Source organism: Pseudomonas sp. Arb-4-2C (genome assembly GCF_055755015.1).
In genome coordinates, this window is sequence record NZ_CM146899.1 from 3,208,586 (window position 1) to 3,233,768 (window position 25,183).

Annotated in this window: 27 protein-coding genes; 10 read left to right on the forward strand and 17 right to left on the reverse strand. The window is 60.9% G+C overall.

Features of this window, described 5'->3' with window-relative positions:
* Window positions 1–4: 4 nt before the first annotated feature.
* Both AC0J41_RS14220 and AC0J41_RS14225 read right to left on the reverse strand, forming a co-directional pair.
* The gene (locus AC0J41_RS14220) at window positions 5–250 is read right to left on the reverse strand and encodes an acetyl-CoA carboxylase (RefSeq protein WP_473012766.1); all 246 of its coding nucleotides are present in this window, start codon (window positions 248–250) and stop codon (window positions 5–7) included.
* A 93-nt stretch (window positions 251–343) separates the two neighbouring features.
* On the reverse strand, window positions 344–1,102 hold the full coding sequence (locus AC0J41_RS14225) for a 5-oxoprolinase subunit PxpA (protein WP_025113459.1): 759 nt from the start codon (window positions 1,100–1,102) through the stop codon (window positions 344–346).
* Window positions 1,103–1,242: 140 nt separating this feature from the next.
* Here AC0J41_RS14225 and AC0J41_RS14230 point away from each other — a divergent pair, with 140 nt between their 5' ends.
* Both AC0J41_RS14230 and AC0J41_RS14235 read left to right on the forward strand, forming a co-directional pair.
* On the forward strand, window positions 1,243–2,160 hold the full coding sequence (locus AC0J41_RS14230; RefSeq protein WP_025113460.1) for a LysR family transcriptional regulator: 918 nt from the start codon (window positions 1,243–1,245) through the stop codon (window positions 2,158–2,160).
* Window positions 2,161–2,245: 85 nt separating this feature from the next.
* On the forward strand, window positions 2,246–2,764 hold the full coding sequence (locus tag AC0J41_RS14235) for a DUF1993 domain-containing protein (RefSeq protein ID WP_025113461.1): 519 nt from the start codon (window positions 2,246–2,248) through the stop codon (window positions 2,762–2,764).
* A gap of 21 nt (window positions 2,765–2,785) precedes the next feature.
* Here the strand turns inward: AC0J41_RS14235 and AC0J41_RS14240 are convergent, their stop codons facing one another.
* Window positions 2,786–3,220 carry a GFA family protein gene (locus AC0J41_RS14240; RefSeq protein WP_473012767.1) on the reverse strand — a complete coding sequence of 145 codons (435 nt, stop codon included), beginning with the start codon at window positions 3,218–3,220 and terminating at the stop codon, window positions 2,786–2,788.
* Window positions 3,221–3,828: 608 nt separating this feature from the next.
* Here AC0J41_RS14240 and AC0J41_RS14245 point away from each other — a divergent pair.
* Complete coding sequence (locus AC0J41_RS14245) at window positions 3,829–4,389, forward strand: fasciclin domain-containing protein (protein WP_025113463.1); 561 nt, start codon at window positions 3,829–3,831, stop codon at window positions 4,387–4,389.
* Between the two features lie 73 nt (window positions 4,390–4,462).
* Here AC0J41_RS14245 and AC0J41_RS14250 read toward each other — a convergent pair whose 3' ends face one another.
* Both AC0J41_RS14250 and AC0J41_RS14255 read right to left on the reverse strand, forming a co-directional pair.
* Window positions 4,463–5,695: an NADH:flavin oxidoreductase/NADH oxidase family protein gene (locus AC0J41_RS14250; protein WP_473012768.1), complete on the reverse strand. Its 1,233-nt coding sequence runs from the start codon at window positions 5,693–5,695 to the stop codon at window positions 4,463–4,465.
* A gap of 84 nt (window positions 5,696–5,779) precedes the next feature.
* The gene (locus tag AC0J41_RS14255; protein WP_473012769.1) at window positions 5,780–6,223 is read right to left on the reverse strand and encodes a MerR family transcriptional regulator; all 444 of its coding nucleotides are present in this window, start codon (window positions 6,221–6,223) and stop codon (window positions 5,780–5,782) included.
* A 124-nt stretch (window positions 6,224–6,347) separates the two neighbouring features.
* Here AC0J41_RS14255 and AC0J41_RS14260 point away from each other — a divergent pair, with 124 nt between their 5' ends.
* Entirely contained in the window at window positions 6,348–7,352 is a 1,005-nt protein-coding gene (locus tag AC0J41_RS14260) for an alpha/beta hydrolase (protein WP_473012770.1), read from the forward strand.
* On the opposite strand, the gene AC0J41_RS14265 is transcribed toward AC0J41_RS14260, so the two are convergent.
* Entirely contained in the window at window positions 7,333–8,028 is a 696-nt protein-coding gene (locus AC0J41_RS14265) for a tRNA (adenine(22)-N(1))-methyltransferase (protein WP_473012771.1), read from the reverse strand. The genes AC0J41_RS14260 and AC0J41_RS14265 overlap by 20 nt on opposite strands.
* A 242-nt stretch (window positions 8,029–8,270) precedes the next feature.
* Between AC0J41_RS14265 and AC0J41_RS14270 the strand changes: the two genes are divergently transcribed.
* The gene (locus AC0J41_RS14270) at window positions 8,271–9,302 is read left to right on the forward strand and encodes an alpha/beta hydrolase family protein (RefSeq protein WP_473012772.1); all 1,032 of its coding nucleotides are present in this window, start codon (window positions 8,271–8,273) and stop codon (window positions 9,300–9,302) included.
* The gene (locus AC0J41_RS14275) at window positions 9,299–9,979 is read left to right on the forward strand and encodes a phytanoyl-CoA dioxygenase family protein (RefSeq protein WP_025113470.1); all 681 of its coding nucleotides are present in this window, start codon (window positions 9,299–9,301) and stop codon (window positions 9,977–9,979) included. Before AC0J41_RS14270 ends, AC0J41_RS14275 begins: the two co-directional genes overlap by 4 nt.
* 73 nt (window positions 9,980–10,052) lie before the next feature.
* Here AC0J41_RS14275 and AC0J41_RS14280 read toward each other — a convergent pair whose 3' ends face one another.
* The 5 genes from AC0J41_RS14280 to AC0J41_RS14300 all read right to left on the reverse strand — a co-directional run bounded on the left by AC0J41_RS14280 (window position 10,053) and on the right by AC0J41_RS14300 (window position 16,495).
* A complete protein-coding gene (locus AC0J41_RS14280) occupies window positions 10,053–10,403 on the reverse strand; it encodes a copper-binding protein (RefSeq protein WP_473012773.1) in 351 nt (116 codons plus the stop codon).
* On the reverse strand, window positions 10,400–13,558 hold the full coding sequence (locus tag AC0J41_RS14285; protein ID WP_473012774.1) for an efflux RND transporter permease subunit: 3,159 nt from the start codon (window positions 13,556–13,558) through the stop codon (window positions 10,400–10,402). The genes AC0J41_RS14280 and AC0J41_RS14285 overlap by 4 nt, the downstream gene beginning before the upstream one ends.
* Window positions 13,555–14,802, reverse strand: a complete 1,248-nt coding sequence (locus AC0J41_RS14290; protein ID WP_473012775.1) for an efflux RND transporter periplasmic adaptor subunit — start codon at window positions 14,800–14,802, stop codon at window positions 13,555–13,557. Before AC0J41_RS14290 ends, AC0J41_RS14285 begins: the two co-directional genes overlap by 4 nt.
* Complete coding sequence (locus AC0J41_RS14295) at window positions 14,799–16,055, reverse strand: TolC family protein (RefSeq protein WP_473012776.1); 1,257 nt, start codon at window positions 16,053–16,055, stop codon at window positions 14,799–14,801. Before AC0J41_RS14295 ends, AC0J41_RS14290 begins: the two co-directional genes overlap by 4 nt.
* A 98-nt stretch (window positions 16,056–16,153) precedes the next feature.
* Complete coding sequence (locus AC0J41_RS14300) at window positions 16,154–16,495, reverse strand: hypothetical protein (RefSeq protein ID WP_473012777.1); 342 nt, start codon at window positions 16,493–16,495, stop codon at window positions 16,154–16,156.
* 288 nt (window positions 16,496–16,783) lie between these two features.
* Here AC0J41_RS14300 and AC0J41_RS14305 point away from each other — a divergent pair, with 288 nt between their 5' ends.
* Window positions 16,784–16,942: a DUF2986 domain-containing protein gene (locus AC0J41_RS14305; protein ID WP_320328403.1), complete on the forward strand. Its 159-nt coding sequence runs from the start codon at window positions 16,784–16,786 to the stop codon at window positions 16,940–16,942.
* Window positions 16,943–16,957: 15 nt separating this feature from the next.
* Here AC0J41_RS14305 and AC0J41_RS14310 read toward each other — a convergent pair whose 3' ends face one another.
* Window positions 16,958–17,554: a DJ-1/PfpI family protein gene (locus tag AC0J41_RS14310; protein ID WP_025113475.1), complete on the reverse strand. Its 597-nt coding sequence runs from the start codon at window positions 17,552–17,554 to the stop codon at window positions 16,958–16,960.
* Window positions 17,555–17,773: 219 nt separating this feature from the next.
* Between AC0J41_RS14310 and AC0J41_RS14315 the strand changes: the two genes are divergently transcribed.
* The 3 genes from AC0J41_RS14315 to AC0J41_RS14325 all read left to right on the forward strand — a co-directional run bounded on the left by AC0J41_RS14315 (window position 17,774) and on the right by AC0J41_RS14325 (window position 20,043).
* A complete protein-coding gene (locus AC0J41_RS14315; protein ID WP_473012778.1) occupies window positions 17,774–18,697 on the forward strand; it encodes a LysR family transcriptional regulator in 924 nt (307 codons plus the stop codon).
* 104 nt (window positions 18,698–18,801) lie between these two features.
* Window positions 18,802–19,527, forward strand: a complete 726-nt coding sequence (locus AC0J41_RS14320; protein ID WP_473012779.1) for an alpha/beta fold hydrolase — start codon at window positions 18,802–18,804, stop codon at window positions 19,525–19,527.
* Between the two features lie 246 nt (window positions 19,528–19,773).
* On the forward strand, window positions 19,774–20,043 hold the full coding sequence (locus AC0J41_RS14325; protein WP_473012780.1) for a hypothetical protein: 270 nt from the start codon (window positions 19,774–19,776) through the stop codon (window positions 20,041–20,043).
* A 181-nt stretch (window positions 20,044–20,224) separates the two neighbouring features.
* Here the strand turns inward: AC0J41_RS14325 and AC0J41_RS14330 are convergent, their stop codons facing one another.
* The 5 genes from AC0J41_RS14330 to AC0J41_RS14350 all read right to left on the reverse strand — a co-directional run bounded on the left by AC0J41_RS14330 (window position 20,225) and on the right by AC0J41_RS14350 (window position 24,988).
* Window positions 20,225–21,439, reverse strand: a complete 1,215-nt coding sequence (locus AC0J41_RS14330) for an aldose 1-epimerase family protein (RefSeq protein ID WP_025113477.1) — start codon at window positions 21,437–21,439, stop codon at window positions 20,225–20,227.
* A 229-nt stretch (window positions 21,440–21,668) separates the two neighbouring features.
* On the reverse strand, window positions 21,669–23,021 hold the full coding sequence (locus tag AC0J41_RS14335) for an ATP-binding protein (RefSeq protein WP_473012781.1): 1,353 nt from the start codon (window positions 23,019–23,021) through the stop codon (window positions 21,669–21,671).
* A complete protein-coding gene (locus AC0J41_RS14340; RefSeq protein WP_473012782.1) occupies window positions 22,997–23,662 on the reverse strand; it encodes a response regulator in 666 nt (221 codons plus the stop codon). The genes AC0J41_RS14335 and AC0J41_RS14340 overlap by 25 nt, the downstream gene beginning before the upstream one ends.
* A gap of 96 nt (window positions 23,663–23,758) precedes the next feature.
* On the reverse strand, window positions 23,759–24,196 hold the full coding sequence (locus AC0J41_RS14345) for a hypothetical protein (protein ID WP_473012783.1): 438 nt from the start codon (window positions 24,194–24,196) through the stop codon (window positions 23,759–23,761).
* A 27-nt stretch (window positions 24,197–24,223) separates the two neighbouring features.
* Window positions 24,224–24,988, reverse strand: coding sequence for a COG4705 family protein (locus AC0J41_RS14350; protein ID WP_473012784.1), 765 nt, complete (start codon window positions 24,986–24,988; stop codon window positions 24,224–24,226).
* Between the last annotated feature and the right edge of the window lie 195 nt (window positions 24,989–25,183).

Sequence of the window (25,183 nt, forward strand, 5' to 3'; positions counted from 1 at the left end):
GCCCTCACTCGACGTCGAGTGTTGCGATGACTTGACCCGGCTCCACCGGATCACCGTCTTCTACCAGAAATGCGCTGAGGCGACCGGCCGTCCCGGCGGTCAGTTCGGAAAATTGCTTCATGACTTCGATCAGGCCAATCACCGTGTCGGCGCTGACCTGCGCGCCCACCTCGGCGTAGTTCGTCGACTCCGGCGTGGCTTTGCGGTAGAAGGTCCCTGGCAACGGGGTGATTACAGTGTGTTCGGCCATGTCTGTTCCTTTTGGAATAGTTGTAGAAAGGCAGGCAAAAAGTGAATCGTTGGGCAGACCCTGGCGTCTGTGGGCCAGGTGTTGCACCGCTCATCAGCGCGGGGCGCGCACCTCGATCCCGGCGTTATCGAGCGCTTTGCGTGTGGCCTCGACCAACGCCAGCGCGCCCGGTGTATCGCTGTGCAAGCAGATCGAATCGAAAGCGATTGCCAGGTCTTCACCCTCAACGGTACGCACCACACCTTGCTGACAGGCGCGCAATACTCGCGCGGCGACTTGCGTCGGGTCGTAGGCGCGCACGTTGCGGGTGAAGACGATGGAGCCGCTGAGGTCGTACTCGCGGTCGGCATAGAATTCACGGATCACCGGTTGACCGAGTTCTGTCGCGACGCGCCAGATCACCGAATCGGGCATGCAATACAGCAACAGTTCTGGCTCCAGACGTTGCAGGTTTTCTACCAGCAGGCGGGCCGCCTCCTCGTCCCGCGCCAGGTGCATGTAGAGCGCGCCATGGGGTTTGATGTGTTGCAGGGCCACGCCTTGAACACGGGCCAGTTCACGCAGGGCGCCCAGCTGATAGAGCATGTCGTCGACCAGCTCCTGGGCCGGTGCGTTGATGTGCCGACGGCCAAAACCGACCAGGTCACGAAACCCCGGATGCGCGCCGATGGCCACGCCCAGACGCTTGGCCTGCTCCACCGTGCGGCGCATGGTGCCAGGGTCGCCGGCATGGAAACCGGTGGCGATGTTGGCCGAACTGATGAAGCCCATCAGCTCATTGTCGACACCATCACCGATGGTCCATGGGCCGAAGCCTTCACCCATGTCCGAGTTGAAATCTACTGCTTGCATGACGCTTGCTCCTGACGCTTGTGACTTCATGCAGGCCAAGTTAAATTTCCGCACACCCCTTGGGAAGATCTATTAACAGATAGGCCATCTTCTGAAAAACAGATAGCCTCAAAAAAGCTTCCTCGCCGACCGGAGTGTCCATGTCCCTGACCCTGCGCCAAGTGCGCTATTTCGTCGCCACCGCCGAGATCGGACAGATCTCCCAGGCCGCGCTTCATCTGAACATTTCGCAGTCGGCGGTGACCACGGCGATCAAGGAGCTGGAAGGCATTCTCGGTACGCTGTTGTTCCAGCGCTCGGCGCAAGGCATGAGCCTGACCGACGCCGGGCGGCATTTTCTGAACCGGGCCTATGTGATTTTGCGCAGTGTCGATGACGCGCTGAACAGCCCGTTGCCGGACATCCGCGCCAGTGGCGTGTTGCGCCTGGCGGCGAGCTACACGGTGTTCGGCTACTTCCTGCCGCACCATTTGCAGCGCCTGGAACACTGGCATCCCGATGTGACCATCGAGGTTCACGAACAGGAGCGCCAAGCCATCGAACAAGGCCTGCTCGAAGGCCGGTTCGACATGGCCGTGGTGCTCACCGCCAATCTCACTCATCCGGACATTGTCTCGGAGACGCTCTTCAACTCTGAGCGCCGGTTATGGCTGCCCAGCCACCATCCGCTGTGCGAACGTTCGGCTGTGAGTCTGGCCGATGTGGCGAAGGAGCCGTTCATCCTGCTGACCGTCGACGAGGCCGAACAGAGCGCCATGCGCTATTGGGAAAACGCGCGCCAGCAGCCGAACGTGCGGGTTCGCACCAGCTCTGTCGAAGCCGTGCGCAGCATGGTCGCCAATGGCAGCGGTGTGGCAATTCTTTCGGATCTGGTGCACCGCCCCTGGTCGCTGGAAGGCAAACGCATCGAAACCCTGACGATCACCGACAAGGTGACGCCGATGAGTGTCGGCCTGGCGTGGCACCGCGCACAGGAGTTCAGCCCGGCGATGCACGCGTTTCGCAATTATTTTCACGATGCGTTTCTGGCGCCCCAGCAGCATCTCGCACGACGCTGAAAACAGGGTTACTCTCCGACAAATGCGCGAGCGCTGCCTCATCGCTCAACTGCCACTTCCCTGAGACACTAAACAAGGAACAACCATGTCGATCCATGCAGTGACTATTCCTCGTTTCGCCCAGATGCTGCGTTCATTGTCAGCGCTTTTGTCCAAGGGCGAAGCCTGCGCCGTTGAGCGCGGCTACGACCCGCAGGTTCTGCTCGAAGCACGCCTTGCGCCTGACATGCACAACCTCGCCCGCCAAGTTCAATACACCTGCACTCAGGCGCAGGACGCCGTGCTGCGATTGACGCAACAACCGCTGAGCGCACTCGCACCGCCAGAAAACATGGCGGCGGCCAAGGCATTGATCGAAAGCACCTTGCAGAGACTGGCAGCAGCGGACCCGGCGCAGATCGACGCCAGCGCACACAGGAAAATCGCCATCGAACTGCCCAACGGCATCGCCTTCGACATGACCGGCAGCGAATACGCCATGGACTGGGCCATGCCACAGTTCTACTTCCACCTGATCACGGCGTACAACATCCTGCGGCACAACGGCGTACCGCTGGGCAAGGCCGATTATGTGCAGCATATGTTTGCGTATCTGCGGAAATAACCAGCAGGTCAGGCTCCGGCGTCAACCACCGTTGACCCGGAGTTGCTGCACGAGAAGCGCCACTGACTCCACAGAACCGTGATGGTTATTGGCCGAACGCTGCACATCCCACGACATGGCATCGTCAACGCAGAAATCGCCCGCGCACTCCATGCTCAGATCGTCATCGAGCAGGCCGAGCGGAACCCACACGTAAGGCGATCCGCGAAGCGGGTTGGGCACGGTCGAGCCGCATTGCGCACAGAAGTCGTTCCGGTAACCGCTGGGTTTGACCCAACTGCTGATCGACTCCTGCCCTGCTTCCCAGCAAAAGTCACGAGCGCTGACCAGCGTGGCGAGGTTGTGGCCGACCCCGGTTTGCTTGCGGCACAGGGTGCAGTGGCAGCGATAGAAAAAACCAGGCGCAACCGAGAGGCTGAAGCGTACAGCGGTGCATAGACACTGCCCTGTTGTCATGGCGAGCTCCCTGAAAAAAAGTAACACCGGCTTTGGCCTCGGCGCTGGTTCCGGACAAATACAAAATGGGGTTGTATTGACAATCGTGCATGGCGGCGTTGTACGAGGCCCTGCCAGACCGTCAATCCTGGCGCGCACATGGCGATAACAGCCGAGGCCAAGGCAATTGAGTCAGCGCTATCTGACATGATTTTGTCCCTCTCGAACACGTCTCAACCAGACGGCCAGGCTAGCCTGTGAAATCGCAATGAATCTGCATGCTTTCTGTCGGGTTATGGTGAGTTGAAAAACCGCTCTTGCGTAGTTCACCCTTGACCGTTTCAATCGTTGTCAGGTGTTGCGTGGCTATCATTTCCTGTCGCGCCAACGATGTAAAAACGCCCATCGGCAGACAATCATTTCTGGCTCGGCATTCGTGCACAAGGAAATCCTGTGAGCGAACGACTGCGACTGATTTTTCCCTCAAACGATACTCATACCTGAGAGCACATTCGGTCCAGTTCACTGCAGCACACCTTTTATTTCGCCCTGCGCTGCATCCGTTTCAGTCGCGGCTCCGTACATTCAATACCCTCATTCGAAGGGTCGAAGAATCAAGGAGACACACCATGCACTCGCTCATCAAACGCCTCGCTGTCGCTTGCTTCACACTGCTCGCCCTTGGAGCTGGATTCAGCTTCGCCGCCGATACCGTGATGGTCGGCGGCGCGGCCATGTATCCGAGCAAAACCATCGTTGAAAACGCAGTCAACTCCAAAGATCACACGACACTCGTCGCCGCGGTCAAAGCTGCCGGGCTGGTGGACACGCTCAACAGCAAGGGGCCGTTCACCGTCTTCGCCCCGACCAACGAAGCCTTCGCCAAACTGCCCGCCGGCACGGTCGATACGTTGGTCAAACCCGAACACAAGGCTGACCTGACGAAGATCCTCACTTACCACGTGGTGGCCGGCACACACACGGGCAAACAGTTGATGGACCAAGCGAAAATGCACGGCGGCAAAGTCATGCTGAAAACCGTTCAGGGCGAATCGCTGACCGTGATGCTGCACGATGGCAAGTTGTGGGTGGAGGACGCCAAAGGTGGCAAGGCGGCCATTACCATCGCAGACGTCATGCAATCCAATGGTGTGATTCATGTGATCGATACGGTGCTGATGCCCAATTGATCGCCTGACGCTGGCGGGCCCTCGTCAGAGCGCCCGCCAGACTTGACAGCTCAAGGTTGAAACGCCTGGCGCCTCACGTCGAACGTTTCTCTACCCAACGCCGGTACTGGCGTGTACGAAACGCCATGGCGATCTGCTGCACAATCAGCGCACGCAGCGGTGACACAGCTGGATCGGGCTTTTTTGCCCGACTGAGTTTACCCAACTGAAACTTGACCACCGCCATGTTCGCCAACGCTGCGATGGTTTTGTTTTTCCAGGTGATCGGCGGCAACTGCGGGGCGTTGTCCTTGCCCTGCAGCCAGTCACGCGGCAGGTGTGGATCGATGGCCATTGCCGTTCCGATGCCCACCATGTCCACGCCACTCTGAACGACTTGTTCGGCCACCGGGCGGCGGCGAATCCCGCCGGTGACCATCACCGGCATTTTCGCGACGGTCTGAATGTCGCGGGCAAATTCGACGAAGTAAGCCTCGCGAGCCAGAGTGCGGCCATCGCGCGCCTCGCCCTGCATGGCGGGAACTTCGTAACTGCCACCGGACAATTCCACCAGATCCACACCCCGATCGTTGAGCAGCTCAACCACCTTTTTCGCCTCGTCGGCGGTGAAGCCTCCGCGCTGGAAGTCGGCGGAGTTGAGTTTGACCGCCACCGCAAAATCCGCCGAAACCACGGCCCTCACCGCGCTGACGATATCGAGCAACAGGCGCGCGCGGTTTTCCACGCAGCCGCCCCACTCGTCCGTCCGCTGGTTGGTCAGCGGCGAAAGGAACTGGCTCAACAGATAGCCATGCGCGGCGTGGATTTCCACGCCAGTGAACCCAGCCTGTTCGCCAAGGCGCGCAGTGCGTGCAAAGCGCTGAATGACCTCCTCAATCACATCTGGAGTCATGGCGTGGGGTGTGGCAAAGCGCTTGGACATGCTGCCCAGCTCCAGCGGCACGGCTGACGGCGCCCAGGTTTTTTGCCCGAGGTTGGCCTGCATCTGCCGGCCCGGGTGATTGATCTGCAACCAGAACTGCGCGCCACCGGAGCGCCCAATACGCGCCCAGCGCTGGAACCTGGCGAGTTGCTGATCGTCCTGTAGCACCACGCCGCCCGGGCCGGTCATGGCGCGGCCGTCGACCATGACATTGCCGGTGATGATCAGCCCGGCGCCACCGTCGGCCCACGCCTGGTAGAGCCGCATCAGCTCGTCGGAGGGCGCCTGGTCGGCATCGGCCATGTTCTCTTCCATGGCGGCTTTGGCGATACGGTTCTTGATGGTCGAACCGTTGGGAAGTATCAGGGGGTCGAACACATTCATGCGGGCAGTCCTCAACTGAGATGAGGCCACCATAAGATTAAAGCCAACTTTAAGGTCAATAGCTTTTTTAAGGCTATTCGATGTTCAGCGCGCCACATCGCGGCGGTCTGAAGAACCCACCACGCCCTCTTCACGCAAGCGGCTCATCAGCATTTGCGCATTGTCCGCACAGGCCATGCCCTCCGGTTTGCCTTCGATACCCTTGATGGCCAGCAACAGTTGCGCCTTGTTCCGGGCCAGCCTTTGCTGCAGGACTTCGATTTCCTCGACCTTTTGCTTGAGGCCACTGAGCAGCTGTTCATGTTGCCAGCCCTGCGCATTCATCGGCATCAACTGGCGGATTTCCTCCAATGAGAATCCCGCCGCCTGCGCCCCGGTAATGAGCTCCAGAATCCACTGCGTGTCGGGGGCGTAATCACGATAACCGTTGGCGTTGCGCCCGACCGAGGTGATCAGGCCACTCGCTTCGTAGAAGCGGATGCGAGACGGCGCCAACCCGCTGATTTTTGCCAGTTCACCGATTCTCATGTTCCACTCCGCAAACGCATTAACCTTGAAGCTGACTTTAAACCTGAACTGATTCGCCGGCCATCGGTACAAATACACATGTAGAGGCCGGCGAATTTCCGGCCATGTGCAAAAAAGGCTCAGCATGGACACCGAAAAACTTGAGTTTGGCGAACACGAAATCGCGCAGATGCAGCGTTTCAACAAGACCCTGGCCTGGCTGCCACGGTTTCGCATCCGCAATCGCGTCACGCCGCGGCTGATCCAGGCGCTGCTGCGCGTCAGTCAGAAGGCCGGCACAGACAAACTGCGCAAACACGGCCTTGAAGCTGAAAACATCGAGATTGATTCCCACGGCGTCCGGGTGCCGCTACGGATTATCAGGCCCAAAGGCAAAGCCCGAGGCGTGGTGCTGGATTTTCATGGTGGTGGCTGGGTCATCGGCAACCCGCAGATGAACGACGAACTCAACGCCGGCATGGTCATTGCGTGCAACGTGGCGGTGGTTTCGGTGGATTATCGGCTGGCGGTCAACACGCCGGTGGAGGGGTTGTTGCAGGATTGTCTGGGGGCCACTCGCTGGTTGCTCGGCTGCAACGAATTCGCTGACCTGCCGGTGATCGTTGTGGGGGAATCGGCGGGCGGGCATCTGGCAGCGGCGACGTTGTTGGGGCTGCAGGCATCGCCCGAATTTTTCCAGCGTATCCACGGAGCGCTGCTGTATTACGGCGTCTACGATCTGACCGGAACGGCCAGCGTACGCGCTGCGACTGCCGACACCCTGCTGCTGGACGGCCCCGGCATGGTCGAGGCGCTGCGCCAGTTGACCCCGGACCTGAACGACGCACAACGTCAACAGCCGCCGCTGTCACCGCTCTACGGCGACTTTGCCGGCATGCCCCCGGCACTGATGTTTGTCGGTGAACTGGACCCGTTGCGCGACGACACTCTGGAACTGGCTGCACGCTGGAAAGCGTCGGCAGCGGTTGAGGTGCACCTGCTGCCCGCTTGCGCCCATGGATTTATCCATTTCCCGATGGCCATGGCTGACAAGGTGCTGGCTCACAGCCGGACATGGATCAATCTTCGGCTTGGCGCTCGGGAATCAACAGGGGAACGTTGCGCTCAGCTCACGCCAGCAACTCGGTGATCCACTGAATCTGCTGCGCCGTCTCTTGCAGCTTTTCCTGCGGAACGGTCTGACGCGCCTGGGTGAAGCTGTTCAGGGTTTTCTGTTTCTGGCGCAACAGGCGCTGCCATTTGGCGATAAATGCCGGACTGCGCGCCTGCATCAGCAGCGGGCCGAAGTACAGTTGTTCGGCGCTGTAGTCGACCGGACCGGAACGCTCGGCGACGATGATTTCGTAGAAGAAGCGGTTTTCCTGCAGCACGTCCTCGACGAGGATGCGGTAGTGGTTTTCCATCAGCCATTGGCGCAGCGGTTGCTCGCCACCGTTGGGTTGCAGGATCAGCCGCTCGTGCCCGCTCAGGCGCGCCTTGCCACTGTCGAGGATATCGCGAATGGTCTCGCCACCCATGCCGCACAGGCTGATTGCGGTAATCCCGTCACCCGGCTCGATCGCCGCCAGGCCACTGGCCAGGCGCACGGTAATGTGCGGCTGCAGATCGTTCTCGCGTACCGTGCGCACGGCCGCCTGAAACGGCGTCAACGCCACTTCACCGGCCACCGCCGCCGCGATGGCACCACGGCGCATCAGGGCCACCGGCAGATAGCCGTGATCCGAGCCGATATCGGCCAGCCGTGCGCCTGCCGGCACCTGCGCCGCCACGCGCTCCAGGCGCATGGACAAAGTGTGTTCGTTCAACCGCCCCCCCCTTTCCCAGCATTAGCCGGCGCTGCGGGCCGGACAAGGGGCGCGACTCTAGCGGGCTGTGGCTGGCATTTCAAATCCGCGAGAGCGGGCCGTCGCGCCAATGCAACCTGTCGATGCAAGGAAAGAGGCTTCGGCTAGCTTCTTGGCAGCCGCTCTACTAACCTGCGCTCAGCCGCCCTGACTTGCTCGGCGCCCGCCTGAAAACAACCTATGCAATCAAGGAAGAATCAACATTGAAAACAGCTTTCGGCGCCCTGCTTTTGATCGGCCTGTCCACCTCCGCGCTCGCTGACACCCACCCCATCGGCTTCCACACCACAACCTTGGCGGACTCGCAGCGTCCGCTGGAAATGGTCGTCTGGTACCCGGCGACCACCACCGCGCCCGCACAATTGATCGACGACAGTCCGGTATTCCTCAGTGCGTCGGCGGTGCGCGATGCACCACCGACGGCCGGCGAGCATCCGCTGGTGGTGCTGTCGCACGGTTACCGGGGTAACTGGAGCAATCAGATGTGGCTGGCGGCTGCCCTGGCCGATCAGGGTTACATCGTCGCGGCGGTCAACCACCCCGGCAGCACCACCCACGACCGCAGCCCGCAAGCCGCGGCGCAGTTGTGGCAGCGGCCGGTCGACCTGCGTCGGGCGATCGATGCGGTGATAGCGCAGCCGGGGCAATTTGGCGCGGTTGCGCCGCAACACATTGCCGTCGTCGGCCACTCGCTCGGTGGCTGGACGGCTCTGGAAATCGCCGGCGCACGCTTCGACCCCGAGCGCTTTGCCGAGGACTGCAAGGTCCATTCGAAGCTGTCCAGTTGCAGGGTCTACCAGACAATGAATCCGGCCAGCACCTCGCAAGCCAAAGCCCAACTGGCTGCCGACATGCGCTACAACGCGGTCACGGCCATCGTCTCGCTGGACCTGGGCCTGTCACGCGGCATGACCGACGCAAGCCTCGCGGCGCTGGACGTACCGACGCTGGTGATCGCCGCCGGCGCCCCGTCCGAAGATCTGCCCGCGCAACTGGAGTCCGCCAATCTGGTTGAGCGTCTGCCACAGGCCACCACGCGTTATGTCGAGATCAGCGACGCCACCCACTTCAGTTTCATGTCGATCTGCAAACCGGGCGCGATCGGGATGCTTGAGGAAGATGCTCCGGGCGATGGCATCATTTGCCGCGATGGCGACAAGGCGCGCCCGCGTGAGGTCATCCAGCAGCAAGTGGTCGCACTGATCAGCGATTTCCTGGCGACGCCGAAGCCATGATCGACAGCGAGCAGCTTCATCGAGAGGGCTACGCGCTGCTGCGCCAGGCGATCCCTTTGGAGTGGCTCGCCGAGCTTCGCGCGGTGTTCGATGCGAATCTGAAACCGTCGCAGCAATGGCCGGTTCCGCGCGGCATGGACTGGCGACATGCGCAGCTGGATCTGGATTCATTGGTTCAAGCGGTGTGTCGATTGCCGGCCGTTCTGGCGGTGGCCGGCGAGTTGATTGGTGAACGCTTCTTTCTGGCCCAGGTTGAAGGTCGCGAGCCGCTGGCTGGTGGCGGCCATCAGCAACTGCACCGCGATTTGTCGAGCAAAAGACCCGGTGACATGGTCAACGCCATCGCCTTCTTCGACGACTATGGTCCCGACAACGGTGCCACCCGCCTCGTCCCGGGCAGCCATCGGCCTTTGCCGCAACAGTCGTCACTGGAGTTCACTGACGAGAGCGCTGCGGTGCAACTGGCAGGCGCTGCGGGCGACATTCTGGTGTTTGATGTCGACCTGGTGCACGCGGGCAGTCGCAACGCAAGTGGCGCCCGCCGGCGTTCGATTCTGATCAGCTACTGCGCACAGTCGTTGCAGGCGACGCATCTGGAAACTGCAGATCTGCGAGGTGTTCGCATGGACACCCGCGAGCAATTTGATCCTGCGCAGTTTCGCCAGGTCAGGCCATAGTCCGGCGCCGTGCGCAAAGGTCGGCAGCAACCGGAACGCAACCCTGCGCGCCGGTTGCTGATGACCTCAGCCGTTATTTGCTGATCGACACGATCGTCGCTCTGGTCCCCTCCATCCGGAAGGAAAACGTCACACGATCCCCCACCACCAGGCCGTTCAACTGAGCGGGCGTCACGGCAAACGCCATCGTCATCGGCGGCCATTGCAACGCCGCAACAGCGCCATGCGCGAGGGTCACCGTGTGGCTTGCCGGATCAATCGCCTTGATCGTTCCCTCGGCACTGGCCACAGGGGTTTGCTGCGTTTGCTGCTGCATGTCCATGCCTGGCATATCGTCCATTTTCATTGCGGATCGATCTTCTGCGTGGCTCGCAGACGCGAACAGGAAGAGACTGCCGGCCACTGCAACGAGTGTCAGTTTCATCGGGTTTTTCCTTCAAGGGTGGAGGGTTCAACATCGAGGGTACGACGGCGCATCAGGCGATACGCCGCCGGGATGACAAACAGCGAAAGCAACGGCGCCGTGAGCATGCCGCCAACCATGGGGGCAGCGATCCGGCTCATGACTTCGCTACCGGCGCCGCTGCCCAGCAGAATCGGCAACAGGCCCGCGATGATGACGGCCACGGTCATGGCTTTTGGGCGAACCCGTTGCACAGCGCCTTCACCAATCGCCGCAAGCAAACTTCGATCAGAGTGCTCGCCAAGGTCATTGCGGGCAGCCCATGCCTGCTTCAGGTACAGCAACATGATGACTCCAAACTCGGCAGAAACGCCGGCCAGTGCGATAAAACCGACGCCCGTGGCCACCGACAGGTTGTACCCCAGCCAATAGAGAAACCATGCGGCCCCCGTCAACGCGAACGGCAACGTGGTCATGATCAGTGCCGCCTCATCGAAACGCTTGAAGGTCAGGTACAGCAGCACAAAAATGATCGCCAGCGTCGCCGGCACGACTATTTTGAGTCGCGCATTGGCCCGTTCGAGAAACTCGAACTGCCCCGAGTAACTCAGGCTCATACCCGGCTGCAGCTTGACCTGCGCATTGACTGCCTCGCGCAGGTCAGCGACCACCGCCGCAATGTCCCTGCCGCGCACATCGATGTACACCCAGCCTGACAACCGCGCATTCTCGCTCTTGAGCATCGGCGGTCCCTGCGTGATGCTGATTTTCGCCACGGTGCCGAGGGTGATCTGGCTGCCGTTCGCGGTGTAGATCGGCAACTGCGCCAAGGCCTGCGGCGAATCGCGCCACTCACGGGGATAACGCAGATTGATCGGAAAGCGCGCCAGCCCTTCGACGGTCTCCCCGACATTTTCGCCACCAATGGCGCCACTGACGATCGACTGCACATCGGCGATGTTCAAGCCATAACGGGCAGCGGCCTGACGGTCGATATCGACATCGACGTAGCGGCCTCCGGTCAGCCGCTCCGCCAGCGCCGAACTGACGCCGGGCACGTCCCTGGCAACCCGTTCGACCGCCTGGGTCACCGCGTCGATGTCCGCGAGGCGACTGCCGGCGACTTTTACACCGACCGGGCTTTTGATACCGGTGGCGAGCATATCGATGCGATTGCGAATCGGCGGAATCCAGATGTTGATCAAGCCAGGTACACGCACCACGCGATCAAGCTCCTCCACCAGTTTTTCCTGGGTCATTCCCGGGCGCCACTGGTCGTGAGGCTTGAATGCAATGGTGGTCTCGAACATTTCCAGGGGCGCCGGATCCGTCGCCGTTTCAGCACGGCCCGCCTTGCCAAAGACGTGTTCGACCTCCGGAACGGTCTTGATCAGGCGGTCCGTGAGTTGCAGCAGTTGCGCGGCTTTCTGCGCCGACAACCCCGGCAACGCTGACGGCATATAGAGCAGGTCGCCCTCGTCCAGCGGCGGAAGAAATTCCCCCCCCAAACGCGAGAGTGGCCATAACGCACTGGCCAACACCAGCAACGCCACCAGCAGGGTCAGCTTCGGCCACCGCAATACCGCATCCAGCGCGGGCTGGTACAGCCCGATCAGCCAACGATTCAACGGATTCTGCCGCTCACCGGGGATGCGCCCGCGAATCCAGTACCCCATCAACACCGGAACCAGCGTCACCGACAATCCGGCCGCTGCCGCCATGGCCCAGGTTTTGGTAAAGGCCAGAGGAGCGAACAGTCGCCCCTCCTGAGCTTGTAAGGTGAACACCGGAATGAACGACAGCGTGATGATCAGCAGACAGAAAAACAGCGCCGGCCCGACTTCCTGCGCCGCGTCCGTAATGACCCGCCAACGCGGCTCACCTTCCAACGCCTGCCCGGGATTGGCCGCATGCCACGCTTCGATCTTTTTGTGGGCATTTTCGATCATCACCACGGCGGCATCGACCATGGCACCAATAGCGATGGCGATGCCACCGAGCGACATGATGTTGGCGTTGATCCCCTGATAATGCATGACGATGAAGGCCATCAGCACACCCACCGGCAGGGAGATGATCGCCACCAGCGATGAGCGTACATGCCACAGGAAAATCCCGCAGACCAACGCGACGACGATGAATTCCTCGAGCAGTTTGTGGCTGAGGTTTTCCACGGCATGATCAATCAACGTGCTGCGATCGTAGGTCGTGACGATTTCCACGCCGGGCGGCAGACTGCTTTTCAGTTCATCGAGTTTGCGCTTGACCGCCGCAATGGTCTGGCGAGCGTTCTTGCCGCTGCGCAACACCACCACGCCGCCAACCGTCTCGCCCTCGCCATCGAGTTCACTGATACCACGGCGCATTTCCGGGCCCAGTTGAATCGTCGCCACATCACCCAGGGTCACCGGGGCACCGCCGGCACCCAGTTTGAGCGGGATCGCCCGGAAGTCATCCAGCGTCTTCAGGTAGCCTGATGCGCGCACAATGAACTCGGTCTCCGCCATCTCCAGCACCGCACCGCCCGTCTCCTGATTGGCCTTGCCGATCGCCTCGCCGACCTGTGCCTGGGTGATGCCGGAAGCGGCCAGTTTGAGCGGATCGAGCTGCACCTGATACTGCTTGACCATGCCGCCCACCGTGGCCACTTCGGCGACGTTGGGCAGGGTCTTGAGTTCGAACTTGAGGAACCAGTCCTGCAGTGCGCGCAGCTGTGCCAGATCATGTCCTGCGGTGCGGTCCACCAAGGCGTACTGGAAGATCCAGCCGACGCCTGTCGCGTCAGGGCCCAGCGCCGGTCTGGCAGCGGCCGGCAAGCGGCTCTGGATCTGGCTCAGGTATTCCAGCACTCGCGAGCGTGCCCAGTACGGGTCGGTGCCATCTTCGAACAGCACGTAAACGAAGCTGTCACCAAAGAACGAATAACCGCGCACGGTCTTCGCCCCCGGCACCGAGAGCATGGTCGTGGCCAGCGGGTAAGTGACTTGATTCTCGACAATCTGCGGCGCCTGCCCCGCAAAAGGCGTGCGAATGATCACTTGCACGTCGGACAGATCCGGCAGTGCATCAATCGACGTATTCTGTACCGACCACACGCCCCATGCACTGACAAACAGTGTCGCCAGCAGGACGAGCAAGCGATTGGCCACGGACCAGCGAATAAGCGCGGCGATCATGGCCTGGCCTCCATGCTGTCCGTGCCATCACCTGCAACGATGCCCTTGAGGCTGGCCTGCGAATCGAGCAGGAACTGGCCCGACGTCACCACTTGCTGGCCTTCCTCCAGGCCCTTCAAGATCACCGTTTTGCCCGCGCTTTCCTCGCCGATTTGCACGTGCACCGGCCGGTAATGCCCGGCGGCTTCGGCCAGCATCACCAGGTCCCGGCGCCCCGTGCGAATCACCGCTTCGCTTGGCACCCACAAGACGCTGGCGGTGCCTGTCTGCTGCAGGCTGACCTGCGCGGTCATGCCTGGCCGCAGGCGTTCATCTGGATTGGGCAGCTCAACCCGCACACGCAGGGTCCGACTGTCTGCATTGGCCTGCGGCAAGATGGCGTCGATGCGGCCCTTGAGCGTGGCGCCCGGGAACGCCGGCAGACGGGCCTCGACGGCTTGCCCAACGGAGAGTGCTGCGCCTGCGGATTCGGGGACGGCCACCGCCAGCCAGACACGGCTCAAGCCGTTGACCCGCGCCAGTGTTTCGCCTGGAGCGACGGTCATGCCCACACGAACATTCAGCTCCTGCAACACACCCGCCAGTGGGCTAGTGAGCGTCAGGTAAGGCGCAACCTTGCCCTGCCGCTCAACCCGGGCAATCAGCGTATCGGGCATTCCTGTGAGGCGCAGTCGCTGACGGGCAGCCCGCAACAAACCGGCATCACCGCTGCGTTTCATGGCCAGAAACTCGGTCTGGGCCGCCGCCCACTCAGGCACAAGAATGTCCGCCAGCGCCGCGTTGGCCTTGAGCACATCGCCGGGCGCATGGTCATAGACGCGCTCGACAAAACCCGGCGTGCGCGCCTGAAGCACTGCAACGTCACGCTCGTTGAACCCCACAATCGCACTGACATCAAGGCTGGAACTGAAGACCCCGCGCCTGACCGGTGCCGAACGCATGCCGAGATTTTGCGCCACTGCCGGATCGATATTCACCGTCGCGCGGTCATCCGCCCCGCTGGTGTACTGCGGCACCAACTGCATGTCCATGAAGGGTGACTTGCCCGGTTTATCGAACTTTTGCTGCGGGTACATCGGGTCGTACCAATACAGCGCCTTGCGTTCGGCCGGGGCATTGGCACTCTGCGCTGCTGCCATTTCAGTTGATTCGTCCATCTGCAAGTGCGCCGCCCGGTAACCACCGACGCCGCCCAGCAACAGCGAAATGCCCGCCAACACCCACCTGTTTCCCTTGAGGTTCATTGGCCGCTCTCCCCGTAAGCAAAATAAAGCCGCGCATTGCTCAGCGCTCGTTGCGCTTGCACATCGACCTGTTTCAGGCGCGCCTGGATCAGCTCGCGCCGGGCCGCCACCACCGCATTCAAATCGCCCTTGCCGGCGCGATAGCTCGCCATGCTCAACTCGACCTTCTCCCGGGCCAGCGGCAAGAGGCTGTCCTCGCTGCGGTGCATCGCCCGATCGAGCTGTTCATAGTCGGCCAGTTCACTTTCCAGTTGCTGGGTGTGCTCGCGCGACAAGGCATCGCGCTCAGCCTCCAGCTGGTCGAGTTGCGCTTGCCTGGCGGCGATCACCGGGTTCTGTCGAGTCTCGGGGAACAACGGCAAGTCCCAGGACAACTGCACGCTGACCATGTCGCCGAACTGGCGGTCACGATGCTGATAGTCCAGCTCCCAGCTCCAGTCGGACTTTTTCTGCGCCTGGGCCTCGTTGACCCTGGCCTGCGCCTCGCGAGTCATTGGCGCAAATACCGCCAACTCTGGGTGGTGCTGCAGGTTGTGGGCGATGCCCGAGGTGTCCACCGGCCATTCGGGCAGTCGGCCCTGAGGTGTGGCATCCGCCACCGGACCAATCCAGCGCTTGAGCGCTGCCTGTGCCTGAGCACGCTGGCGAATCAAATCGTCCTGCTGCTCCGCCAGTTGTGCCGCCTCTTGCCGAGGCGTTACCGCATCCGCCGGTTGCGCACGACCACCGGCAATCTGCGCATTGACGGTTTCGGCGAGCAGGCGGTTTTCTTTGTAGAAGTCCTGGAACAATGCATTTTTGCGCTCCACCGCATAGCTGCTGATCCACGCCAATGCCGTGGACTGGCGCACATTCAGACGCTCGATCCGGCGTTCGGCTGCCGCGCGGTCAACAGCAGCACTGGCCACTTCGACACGCGCCTTGCGTTTGGCTTCGTTGGGCATTTCCTGACGGATTCCGACCATTTGCATGGTCATGAAATCAGCGTCGAGACTGCCGCGATTCGGGCCGCTGACGGGGTAGTTCTGCACCCCTAACAGCAGTTTCGGATCAGGTAATTCCCCGGCGGGAATGGCCGCGCTGCTGGCAGCGTGGATTTTTGCGTCTTGCGCGATCAGCGAAGGCGCCGTGTTTTCTGCCAGCCGCAAGGCTTCGTCGAGTGTCAACGCACTGGCGAAACCCGGCCACGCCAACACGCTTGCCACAAGGCCTGCCACAAGCGGCCGCCCGGTGCAAAAGCACTTGGAGTTCATGTTTACGATTCCTGTAATGAGCCACTGCCCGCGTGAACGACACGCGCACAGCCAAGCCATCCCGATGGACCGGGATGAGGTTCAAATTGCGACAGGAATCAAACGCGTGGCGGTCGCCATACCCCGGACGGGGTCGAGACAGGGAAAGAATCGCCCGAAAGCATCAGTACGACGGGGCTGAACAGCGTCACGGCGGGCTTGATGATCGAGACCTCAAGCATGCCCCCAGTCTTGCACTCCTGCCCGGGCTTGCAGGGTTTACCGTGCTCGACCGGGCTTTTCATATCATTGCAGCAGTCCATGCCCATGCCATCCATCATCGCCATGCCCATGGCTTGCATCGGGCACGGTTCGCTCGGCACCTGAGTACCCGCCATCCCACTGAGGGGAAGCGCCAGGCTGATGACGAATATGAGCAATAACCGCAATGGGCGTTTCATGGTGTTGGAGTGTAGTCCGCGGATCGTCGACTGCCTATGAGGTGCGCGAGATATGAACGGGTCAGGATTAAGGCAACGTTACTGGGTAGCCCGTTGCACGACGATGACAAACTGGCCTCGAGTGACGTTCACGCTTACCATACTCACTGCTCGTATGACCGCCTCTTGCTGGATCAATCATGACCAGTCTCCAGTTCGTCTGCAGCCGCACCCGGTGGCGCCGCCGACCTGGCTTTAATTCCCCACGCCCCGACTCCTTCTCAAGAACGCTCACGCCGAGTAGAAAACATGAACCGTCAAAAGAAACTGCAGCAGTTGTTCAAGGAAAAGGCCAAGAAGGCCAGCGCCAAACTGGCGCCGAAAAAGCCCAAGTACATCAGCAAGGCTGATCGTTTGAAAATCGCTGCCGAAGCGGCGTTGGAGCCGGTCGAAACCACAGAAGCCTGATCCCCTCCACGCGCCTTATAAAAACGGCGAAATATTTGCCAGCGCCCGCGTGATGTAGAGGTCTTTCTCGCCAACCGGTACCACGTAGTGCAGCGCATTGCGGGCGGCCTCCTCACCGGCAAGACGGGTGATAAACCAGGTCGCCAGATACTGTGAGGCCAGGCACCCGCCGGCAGTGGCGACATTGCCCTTGGCCACGAACGGTTGATTGAGCACCGCCACGCCAGCCTCCTCCACCCACGGTTTGGTGATCAGATCCGTACACGCCGGAACCCCGTTCAACAACCCGAGCTTTTCCAGAATCAGCGTGCCCGAGCACTGCGCCCCCAGCAGTTGCCGCGCCGGATCGAGCCGCAGACGCGACATCAGTTGGGCATTGGCCACGATGTCGCGGGTCAGGCTCCCGCTGCCGACCAGAACTGCATCCGCCTCGCAGGCCTCCTCCAATGACACCTGTGCCTCGACCACCAGGCCGTTCATTGAACGCACCTTTTGCGTCGGGCCGGCGATCGACACCCGCCAATCGGGCTGCTTGACCCGGTTGAGGATGCTGTAGGCGATGAACGAATCCAGTTCGTTGAAACCTTCAAAAGTCAGGATGGCGATGTGCATGATGAGCCTCGGGTCAGATTGCCGGTGACGCATCGTAAAATCGGCCGATCAATACAATCAAAAAATTGTCATGACTACATTCCTGACCGCTATCGACAGGCCAGCCAGGCCCAAGAAAAGGCTGCTGAAAAAACGCGTAGCCACGCCAAATCCGTAGCTTTCAGCCGATGGCTATAGGACAGTGGCGGCATCGACCGGTGAATGAAAAGGCAATACCGCATGAAGCCCCTGGATCTGACACGCTTCGACCTCAATCTGTTGGTAGTGCTTGAGGCACTCTGGGCGGAAAGGCACGTCGGGCGCGCCGCGCAACGGCTGCACTTGTCCCAGTCGGCCACCAGTCACGCCCTGTCCCGATTGCGGGCGGCTTTTGACGATCAACTGTTCATTCGCAACCCGCGTGGGATGGCGCCGACGCCGCTGGCGGTCGAGTTGATGCCCAGAGTCGCGGCGGTGCTCGAGTCGGTGCGGCTGGTTGCCAGTCCACGGGGACCATTTGATCCGGCGCGTTTGCAAGCGACACTCTCGGTGGCGGCCACCGATCACGCGGTGTTGACCGTCATCGCTCCGGCGCTGGCGAATATTCAGGCCGCTGCGCCGGATATGGTGCTCAAGCTCGGGCCGGCGGATGGCGAATCGGCGATGCGTCAGCTGGACGCCGGCGAGATCGACATCGTGCTTGGCTCCGGCTCGTTTGCCCAGGTCCCGCAGCGCTTCGATTGCCAATTGGCGCACCAGGAGCGCTTCGTCGGCATCGCGCGCAAGGGTCACTCGGCACTGGTCAAACGTGGCAAGAAGCTGCACATGGAACTGGATGACTTTACCCGTCTGCCGCATATTCTGGTTTCGCCTCGCGGCGACCGTCGGGGCGCTGTCGACGATGCGCTGGAACTGCTCGGTCGCAGCCGCCAGATTAGCGTCACCTGCCCCGGTTTTCTGGCGGTGCCGTTCCTGGTCGGCGCTTCGCAATCGATCGCCGTGTTGGCCGAACGGGTCGCCTTGCAGATGCAGGACACCGCGCAACTGAGCCTCTTCGAATTGCCGCTGGCGCTGCCCACCTGGGAGGTATTCGTGATCCGCGCGCGGGGGCGCGCCAACGAGCCCGCTGTCGAGTGGCTCACCCAAATGTTGATCGCCGACTGACGATCAATCTCGTGCATCGAGTTGCTGCGCCAATGCCATTGGATCGCACGCCTCGCTCCTCCTAGAGTGCGGATGTCGTTCATCCCGCCCGCCCGGAGTACCGCATGCAAACCCAACCCACCCTGGTCATGATCCCTTGCTTCGCAGGCGCACCCTGGCAGCTCGAACAAATGACCCACTTGCAGGGCCGCACCCTGCGCACCCTTCGCCTGCCCGACGACGTGCGCGACCTGGAAACACTGGCCAACGTCATCCTCGATCAGGTGCAGGACCTGCAGAGCTACGTGCTGGTAGGCGACTCCTACGGCGCAGTCGCCTCGATCGCGGTTGCAACGCGACAGCCCAAAGGCCTCAAGGGTCTGGTGCTGTCCGGCGGCTTTGCCAAAAACCCGATCACCTCGCCCCTCCTCAAGACCCTTGCCGCGCTGGCGCCGTTCTTCCCGGGGCCGTTTTACCGCCAGACAACCCTGCGCTTCCACGCCGCGCAACTGGCTTCATCGTTCGACCAGGAAGGAGAAGTCTCTTGGTCAACGGCCAAGAGCCGCGCCTTCTTCATCGCGCAAACGCCGCACTCTGCCTACGTCAACCGCGTGCGCTCAATCGAGAAAATCGACTACACGCCCCTGCTGAAGAAGATCGACGTACCCACACTGATCCTGACCCCGGAAGAAGACAAGCTGATCGGCAAAGCGGCTGCGGGGATCCTGCTGAAGGGCATCAAGGGTTCGCAGGAAGTCATCCTGCCGCGCACCGGCCACATGTTCAGGTTCTCGCATCCGGGGGCGTATTCGCTGGAGGTCAGGAAGTTTCTGGAGCGGGTTGCGCTTTAAGCGAGTTTCTACGGGTGCTTGCTTATCTGTGCTCGTCTGCCGGGGACTGGTCAACCTCGAACTTGGGCAGTTCTCTCGATTTCAATAGTTTGTCAATAGTACAGGTGAGCGACTGTGCGACCGGCAACGCGGTAGTAGGCTTTCATGGCGTCACACTACGCGAATGCCCGATCTGTTCAGATCATTGATGAAGGCAGGTCAGGCCAATGTATAAGCCGCATGTCAGCTAACTGAAAGGATTCGAACATGAAAAAGTCCATTACTGCTCTGGCCGTATCCGCAACGCTCGCTTTCACCGCAACTGTCGCGAACGCCTCCGTGCATCCGACCACCCTCAAGAGTCCCCAGACCGTCAATCAGCTGACCGCTTCGATTGGCACTCCATTCGGAACCCATAAAACAGCGGGCACAATCCAAATGGCCAGCCTGGCCAGAAGTTGCTCCGATGATCGATATTCCTGGTGGGAATACAGCGGTTGGGAAATCGTCGCTTGTCTCGGAAGCGGCCAGTGGTAACTATTCAGCCGAGCCTGGTGCGTGACGTGTGGGGTGAGCACGCACCAGCGCCTGTTGCTCGATGCATAAGCGCTGTGGCGCTTCGCGGGTGTACATGAGGTCAAAGCACGAAGCCCGGGTATCCAGAGCTGAGTAAACCAGAACCCAGGCATTCGATGAGCAAGGACACTACAAGGGCCTGTCAACCCTTGGTCAGATCAACCAGCGGCGTCTGCCGCACCTCAGTCTCGCGCCCAGCCTGAATCTCGCTCACCTGCTTCAAGGCCTTAGCCACAGCCGCCTTATCCGCCAACAAGCTGTAACTGATGCGGAACTGTTTGTGTTCCTTCGGCCCGATTGTGGGTACCAGGTTCAGTGGCCGCTGATAATGGCGGTTGTAGGAAAAACTTGTTCCCGGCTCAAGCCCCGTGACATAACCCTGGCCTTGGGTATCGGTGTTTTTCCAAAGAGAAAACACCGGCAATGTCTGCGTATTGAAACCGACCGAAACGCCCAGGCTGCCGGCCTTGTTATGCAACACGGCCAACGTATCGCCCTTGGCATCGGCATACGGCACGATGTTGTAAACCGTTTCGTCGTAGTCCTTGGTCGGTGCGCGGTAGGTTTGCCATTCGGGCAGATCGCCCTTGGCCTTGTCGTTGAACGGCGACACCTGTTTTACCGGCGCAACGAAACGAGCACCCTGCTCCAGGAACGGGGTGCTGAAGTTACTGTGATACAGCGCCTGGTATTCCTTCGGATAGTCACCGTTGTTGGTCAGGGTGTCATTCAGGGCGAACACGACGCTGCCGGGCTCGGTGACCAGTTCGGTCGCGACGGAGAAGTCGACCTTCTTGAACGCCTGCTCTTTCAGTTCGCCGCGCAGGGTGATGGCGTACGGTGGTAGTTCGTCGATGTGCAGGGTGACTTTGTTCGCAGGAATGTTGGCGGCCCGACCGTGCAGAGTCAGCAGTTCGCCGTTATCGACACCGGGGTGGCCGACCCATTCATATCCGCAACGGGTGACCAGTTCATTGAAACCTTCCAACCAGCCCAGACCACCGCGGCCATTGAGTTCGATGAAGGACGGATTGACCACTTCCTTGACCGGAGAGTCCCAGCCCATTCGCACATTGCCGACCGAGGCCTGCAAGACGTTCATTCCCCGTGTCGGCACCACCGAGAGCTTCATCGTGCCGTTATCGATGTCGACGATGCTGACGCCTTCCTGCCGACCGCCATGCAAGGTGCGCAGGGTAACGCTGAAGGGTTTGTCGGTTTTCATGCCGAGTTGCTGGCTGGTGATCTGCCAGTTCTGGGCGGCTTTGTCGGTGTCGAGCAGAACGTAATCCCAGGCCATGGCGTGGGAGGCAGCGGACAGCGCGCTGAGGGCAACAACGAGTTTGAGCGGGGTCATGGCAGCAGCCTTTCTTGGAGTTGTGCCCTTTTTATAAACTTGATGAAACGTTTCAGCAAGCTTAAAAACGTCCCTGCACGGGTAAGTACCAGGAAAGATTCGGGACAAACAGGAGAATTGAGCCGATGCCATCGCGAGCAAGCTCTAACTCCCACTCTGGATCGAAGATGAGCACATTTTTTGACCATTCAAAAAGCGTTTCGGTGGAGTATTTCAGGTGCCGCGATCCTCACGACCGGCCTTTCAACCACACCGAAACCCGCAAGCCACGCTGCCCCACCTCATCCACATACCCCAGGCCCACCCGTGCCCCGGTTCGCTCGGCAATTGCCATGACGATGGACAGCCCCAACCCGGACCCTGCCTCCCCCGTGCCGAGGCTGCGGTAAAACGGATCGAACACCAGCGCCTGCTCTTCAACGCGGATACCCGGCCCCGAGTCCTTGATGTCAATGAGCGCGCCCTGCCCCGCGGGTTCGACACTCAAGTCGACCCGGCCGCCCGCCGGGGTGTAGCGGATGGCGTTGTCCACCAGGTTCTTGATCAGGATGAACAGGTCCAGTTCGTTGATCACGACTTGCACGTCCTCGACGCTTTCCACACCGAGATCGATGCCCTTGTTTTCTGCCAGTGGCAGCAGATCTTCGAGCACCTGACGAAACACGGCGTGCACCGAAACCGTTACCTCTGAGCGTTGCACGACTGATTGCGCGGCGGCCAACGCCAGCAGTTGCTCGATGAGTTTGCGGCTGCGCTCAATGCCCTGGGCCAAGGGCATAAAGCTTTGCCGGGTCGCCTCGGACATGGGCGTGGACGCCAATCGCTCTGCCTGCAGCGATAGCGCGGTCATCGGCGAGCGAAGTTCATGGGCGGCATCGGCGATAAACCGCCGTTGCGTTTCCATGGCCTGCGCAACGCGCTTGAGCAACCGATTGATCGCCACGACAAAAGGCCTGATTTCGCTCGGCAGGTGCTGTTCATCGACAGGATGCAGCGCCTGCTGGTCGCGCTGATCAATCTCTGCCGAGAGCGTCGCGATAGGCCGGAACAGCTTGCGCACCAGGTCCCCGACCACCAACAGCAACACCGGGAACAGAATGAGAAACGGCAGCAGGCTGCGCCAGGCGCTTTCCCGCGCCTCCTTGTCGCGCACGTCGGCCTCTTGCGCGACCACGATGCGTTCGCCTGTCGAAGTGGTCCTGACCAGAACGCGAAAGTCTTCGCCGGCGATGTTCAGTGTCGACAGGCCGTCGGCCAGTGTCACCGGAAACGGCAACGGAATGCTGGCGTCATCGTTGCCGGTCGCTTTGGTGCTGTCGGCCAGGTACTGCACGATGATCCGCGACTCTTCGTCGTCGCCGACGATCCGTTCGGCACCGGGATAGCGCAAGGTCATGTGCTGGCGATCGAACAACACCGCTACCTGGTGCAAGCTTTCGTCCTGCATCTCGTGCGCCTCTTTGAGTGCAGAGATGAACGCGAACGCCCCGGCCAGCACGGCGACGATGAGAATCGCCAGCGACAGCGTGACGGAAAGCCGCAACTGCACCGAGTCGCTCAGACGCCTTTTGAAACCATCCATCCCATCCCCCTGACGTTCTTGATGACATGGTTCCCCAGTTTTCGTCGCAACGCGTGAATCAAAAACTCCACCGCGTTGCTTTCCACTTCGTTGCCCCAGCCGTAGATCCGGTCCTCCAGTTCACTGCGCGAGAGAATCGCTCCCGGGCGGATCAACAGCGCCTGCAACAGTGCGAACTCGCGACTGGAAAGTTGCACCTCGGCGAGGTCAACGGTGGAAGCTTGTTTGGAAACCAGGTTCAACGACACCTCGCCGTTTTCCAGCAACGATTGCGCGTTGCCACCGCGACGGCGCAGTACCGCGCGCATGCGTGCCAGCAATTCGGCCATGGCGAAGGGTTTGAGCAGAAAGTCATCAGCGCCGCCATCGAGCCCGCGCAGGCGGTCATCCAGACCATCGCGGGCGGTGATGATCAGCAGCGGCACGGGGTTGTTGCGTGCGCGAATGGCATCCAGCACATCGAGCCCGTCCTTGCCCGGCAGGCCGAGGTCCAGCAGCACCAGATCGTAGGTCTGGGTGTCGAGCGCCGCCAGCGCAGTCAGGCCGTTTTTCACCCAGTCGGTGGCGTAGCTCGCCTCCTTGAGCGCCCCTTCGATGGCATCCCCAATCATCAGGTCATCTTCGACCAGCAGAATCCGCATGCACCGCTCCGACAGAAAAGGCGCGACGGTGATCCCCGTCGCGCCTGTATTGAAGCACTTGAGCCGGCGTTTGTCCGCCGCCGGCTCAGTGCAGGCTCACTGCTGGCCTTTCATCGCATCGAACGCCTTGAGCAAGTCGTCCATGGCCGACTTGCAGTCAGCCTGCTTCGGCGTACTGGCGCGCAGGGCGTCGAGTGCGCGGTCAATGGCTTTGTCCAGCACATGCCAGTCAGCAGCGGCCCGAGGCTTGATGCCGGCTTCGGCGGAATCCCAGGAGGTTTCCAGATCCTTGATGCGGGTCTTGGCGGCGGGCAAATCATTTTTGTCGACGAGCGCGGTGACGTCGGCAGCGATGCTGCGGAACTCACTCAGATCGCCCAGTTTCGAGCCCGACTGCGCCGGCGCACTCATCGAGCTGGTGGGGGTACCGGCAGCAGGTTTGTCGACGGGTTTCGAACAGCCGGTCAGGCTGCCGAGCAGCACCAGAGACGAGATGATTGCTACATGGCGAAAAGTCGATAGGAAGGCGCGCATGTTGACTCCTTGATAAGTGTCTGAAGGTTATTGAATGGCGGTTTTGCGGTTGCCGAGGCTGATTTGCGCGACCGCCACCAACAGCACGATGACGGTCAGGAAAATTGCGCTGGTCCAGGCGGCGCCCATACCAAGGCCGCCGTAAGTCTTGGCCTGAGTCAGCAGGTCACCAAGGGAAGCACCGAACGGGCGAGTAAAGATGTAGGCGATCCAGAAAGTCAGCACCACGTTGGCCCCCAGACGCCAGGCCAGCAGTGTCGCCGCAATCAGCGCACCAAAAATCACCGCACCGACGGTGAATCCCAACCCCAGCGCTTCGGTCGCCAGATCCCCGGCGGCGGTGCCCAGGGCGAAGGTGCAGAGCACGGTGGACCAGTAGAAAAATTCGCGCCGCGGCGTGTTGATTTCGCGGATCGACAGGTTGTGCTCCAGGCTGAACCAGAGCAGGAAGTTCAACGCCAACAGCACCGAGAACACCGCTGTGCTGACGTACAGGCTGATGTCGAGCATGTCGGTCATGATGTCGGTGATCTGCGTGCCGACGATGCTCACCAGCACCACGGTCAACCAGTAGATCCACGGCGAGTAGGCGCTTTTGCGCATTTGCAGGAACAGCGCGCCACCGAGCAGCAGCGCCATGCCGATGCTGGTCCAGCCAGCGCCGAACCCCGCATCCACGGCGAGGAAGTCGGCGCCGGTTTCCCCTACGGTCGTCGATAGAATCTTGATCACCCAGAAGGCCAGTGTCACTTCGGGGACTTTATTCAGCCATCCGGCTTTAGCGGGATTCATGTGCGGGTAACCTCTCCTGAGCAGCGTCGAACTTGCGCTGAACAAAAGATACGGCCCGATACTTAGCTGAGACTGAGGGCCTCAACCGATTTCTCCTCGCCACCCGGCCGCAATGGGCATACGCTGCCAGACTGAAGGATCAGCCTTCTTCAATCCCGACCCCAAGGTGCGAGTTTGCAGTCCACGCCATGACCG

What these genes read in the sequence shown, in the direction of transcription:
- AC0J41_RS14220 (WP_473012766.1), bottom strand. Translation starts at nt 250, where the DNA reads ATGGCCGAACACACTGTAATCACCCCGTTGCCAGGGACCTTCTACCGC.
- AC0J41_RS14225 (WP_025113459.1), bottom strand. Translation starts at nt 1,102, where the DNA reads ATGCAAGCAGTAGATTTCAACTCGGACATGGGTGAAGGCTTCGGCCCA.
- AC0J41_RS14230 (WP_025113460.1), top strand. Translation starts at nt 1,243, where the DNA reads ATGTCCCTGACCCTGCGCCAAGTGCGCTATTTCGTCGCCACCGCCGAG.
- AC0J41_RS14235 (WP_025113461.1), top strand. Translation starts at nt 2,246, where the DNA reads ATGTCGATCCATGCAGTGACTATTCCTCGTTTCGCCCAGATGCTGCGT.
- AC0J41_RS14240 (WP_473012767.1), bottom strand. Translation starts at nt 3,220, where the DNA reads ATGACAACAGGGCAGTGTCTATGCACCGCTGTACGCTTCAGCCTCTCG.
- AC0J41_RS14245 (WP_025113463.1), top strand. Translation starts at nt 3,829, where the DNA reads ATGCACTCGCTCATCAAACGCCTCGCTGTCGCTTGCTTCACACTGCTC.
- AC0J41_RS14250 (WP_473012768.1), bottom strand. Translation starts at nt 5,695, where the DNA reads ATGAATGTGTTCGACCCCCTGATACTTCCCAACGGTTCGACCATCAAG.
- AC0J41_RS14255 (WP_473012769.1), bottom strand. Translation starts at nt 6,223, where the DNA reads ATGAGAATCGGTGAACTGGCAAAAATCAGCGGGTTGGCGCCGTCTCGC.
- AC0J41_RS14260 (WP_473012770.1), top strand. Translation starts at nt 6,348, where the DNA reads ATGGACACCGAAAAACTTGAGTTTGGCGAACACGAAATCGCGCAGATG.
- AC0J41_RS14275 (WP_025113470.1), top strand. Translation starts at nt 9,299, where the DNA reads ATGATCGACAGCGAGCAGCTTCATCGAGAGGGCTACGCGCTGCTGCGC.
- AC0J41_RS14280 (WP_473012773.1), bottom strand. Translation starts at nt 10,403, where the DNA reads ATGAAACTGACACTCGTTGCAGTGGCCGGCAGTCTCTTCCTGTTCGCG.
- AC0J41_RS14285 (WP_473012774.1), bottom strand. Translation starts at nt 13,558, where the DNA reads ATGATCGCCGCGCTTATTCGCTGGTCCGTGGCCAATCGCTTGCTCGTC.
- AC0J41_RS14290 (WP_473012775.1), bottom strand. Translation starts at nt 14,802, where the DNA reads ATGAACCTCAAGGGAAACAGGTGGGTGTTGGCGGGCATTTCGCTGTTG.
- AC0J41_RS14295 (WP_473012776.1), bottom strand. Translation starts at nt 16,055, where the DNA reads ATGAACTCCAAGTGCTTTTGCACCGGGCGGCCGCTTGTGGCAGGCCTT.
- AC0J41_RS14300 (WP_473012777.1), bottom strand. Translation starts at nt 16,495, where the DNA reads ATGAAACGCCCATTGCGGTTATTGCTCATATTCGTCATCAGCCTGGCG.
- AC0J41_RS14305 (WP_320328403.1), top strand. Translation starts at nt 16,784, where the DNA reads ATGAACCGTCAAAAGAAACTGCAGCAGTTGTTCAAGGAAAAGGCCAAG.
- AC0J41_RS14310 (WP_025113475.1), bottom strand. Translation starts at nt 17,554, where the DNA reads ATGCACATCGCCATCCTGACTTTTGAAGGTTTCAACGAACTGGATTCG.
- AC0J41_RS14315 (WP_473012778.1), top strand. Translation starts at nt 17,774, where the DNA reads ATGAAGCCCCTGGATCTGACACGCTTCGACCTCAATCTGTTGGTAGTG.
- AC0J41_RS14320 (WP_473012779.1), top strand. Translation starts at nt 18,802, where the DNA reads ATGCAAACCCAACCCACCCTGGTCATGATCCCTTGCTTCGCAGGCGCA.
- AC0J41_RS14325 (WP_473012780.1), top strand. Translation starts at nt 19,774, where the DNA reads ATGAAAAAGTCCATTACTGCTCTGGCCGTATCCGCAACGCTCGCTTTC.
- AC0J41_RS14330 (WP_025113477.1), bottom strand. Translation starts at nt 21,439, where the DNA reads ATGACCCCGCTCAAACTCGTTGTTGCCCTCAGCGCGCTGTCCGCTGCC.
- AC0J41_RS14335 (WP_473012781.1), bottom strand. Translation starts at nt 23,021, where the DNA reads ATGGATGGTTTCAAAAGGCGTCTGAGCGACTCGGTGCAGTTGCGGCTT.
- AC0J41_RS14340 (WP_473012782.1), bottom strand. Translation starts at nt 23,662, where the DNA reads ATGCGGATTCTGCTGGTCGAAGATGACCTGATGATTGGGGATGCCATC.
- AC0J41_RS14345 (WP_473012783.1), bottom strand. Translation starts at nt 24,196, where the DNA reads ATGCGCGCCTTCCTATCGACTTTTCGCCATGTAGCAATCATCTCGTCT.
- AC0J41_RS14350 (WP_473012784.1), bottom strand. Translation starts at nt 24,988, where the DNA reads ATGAATCCCGCTAAAGCCGGATGGCTGAATAAAGTCCCCGAAGTGACA.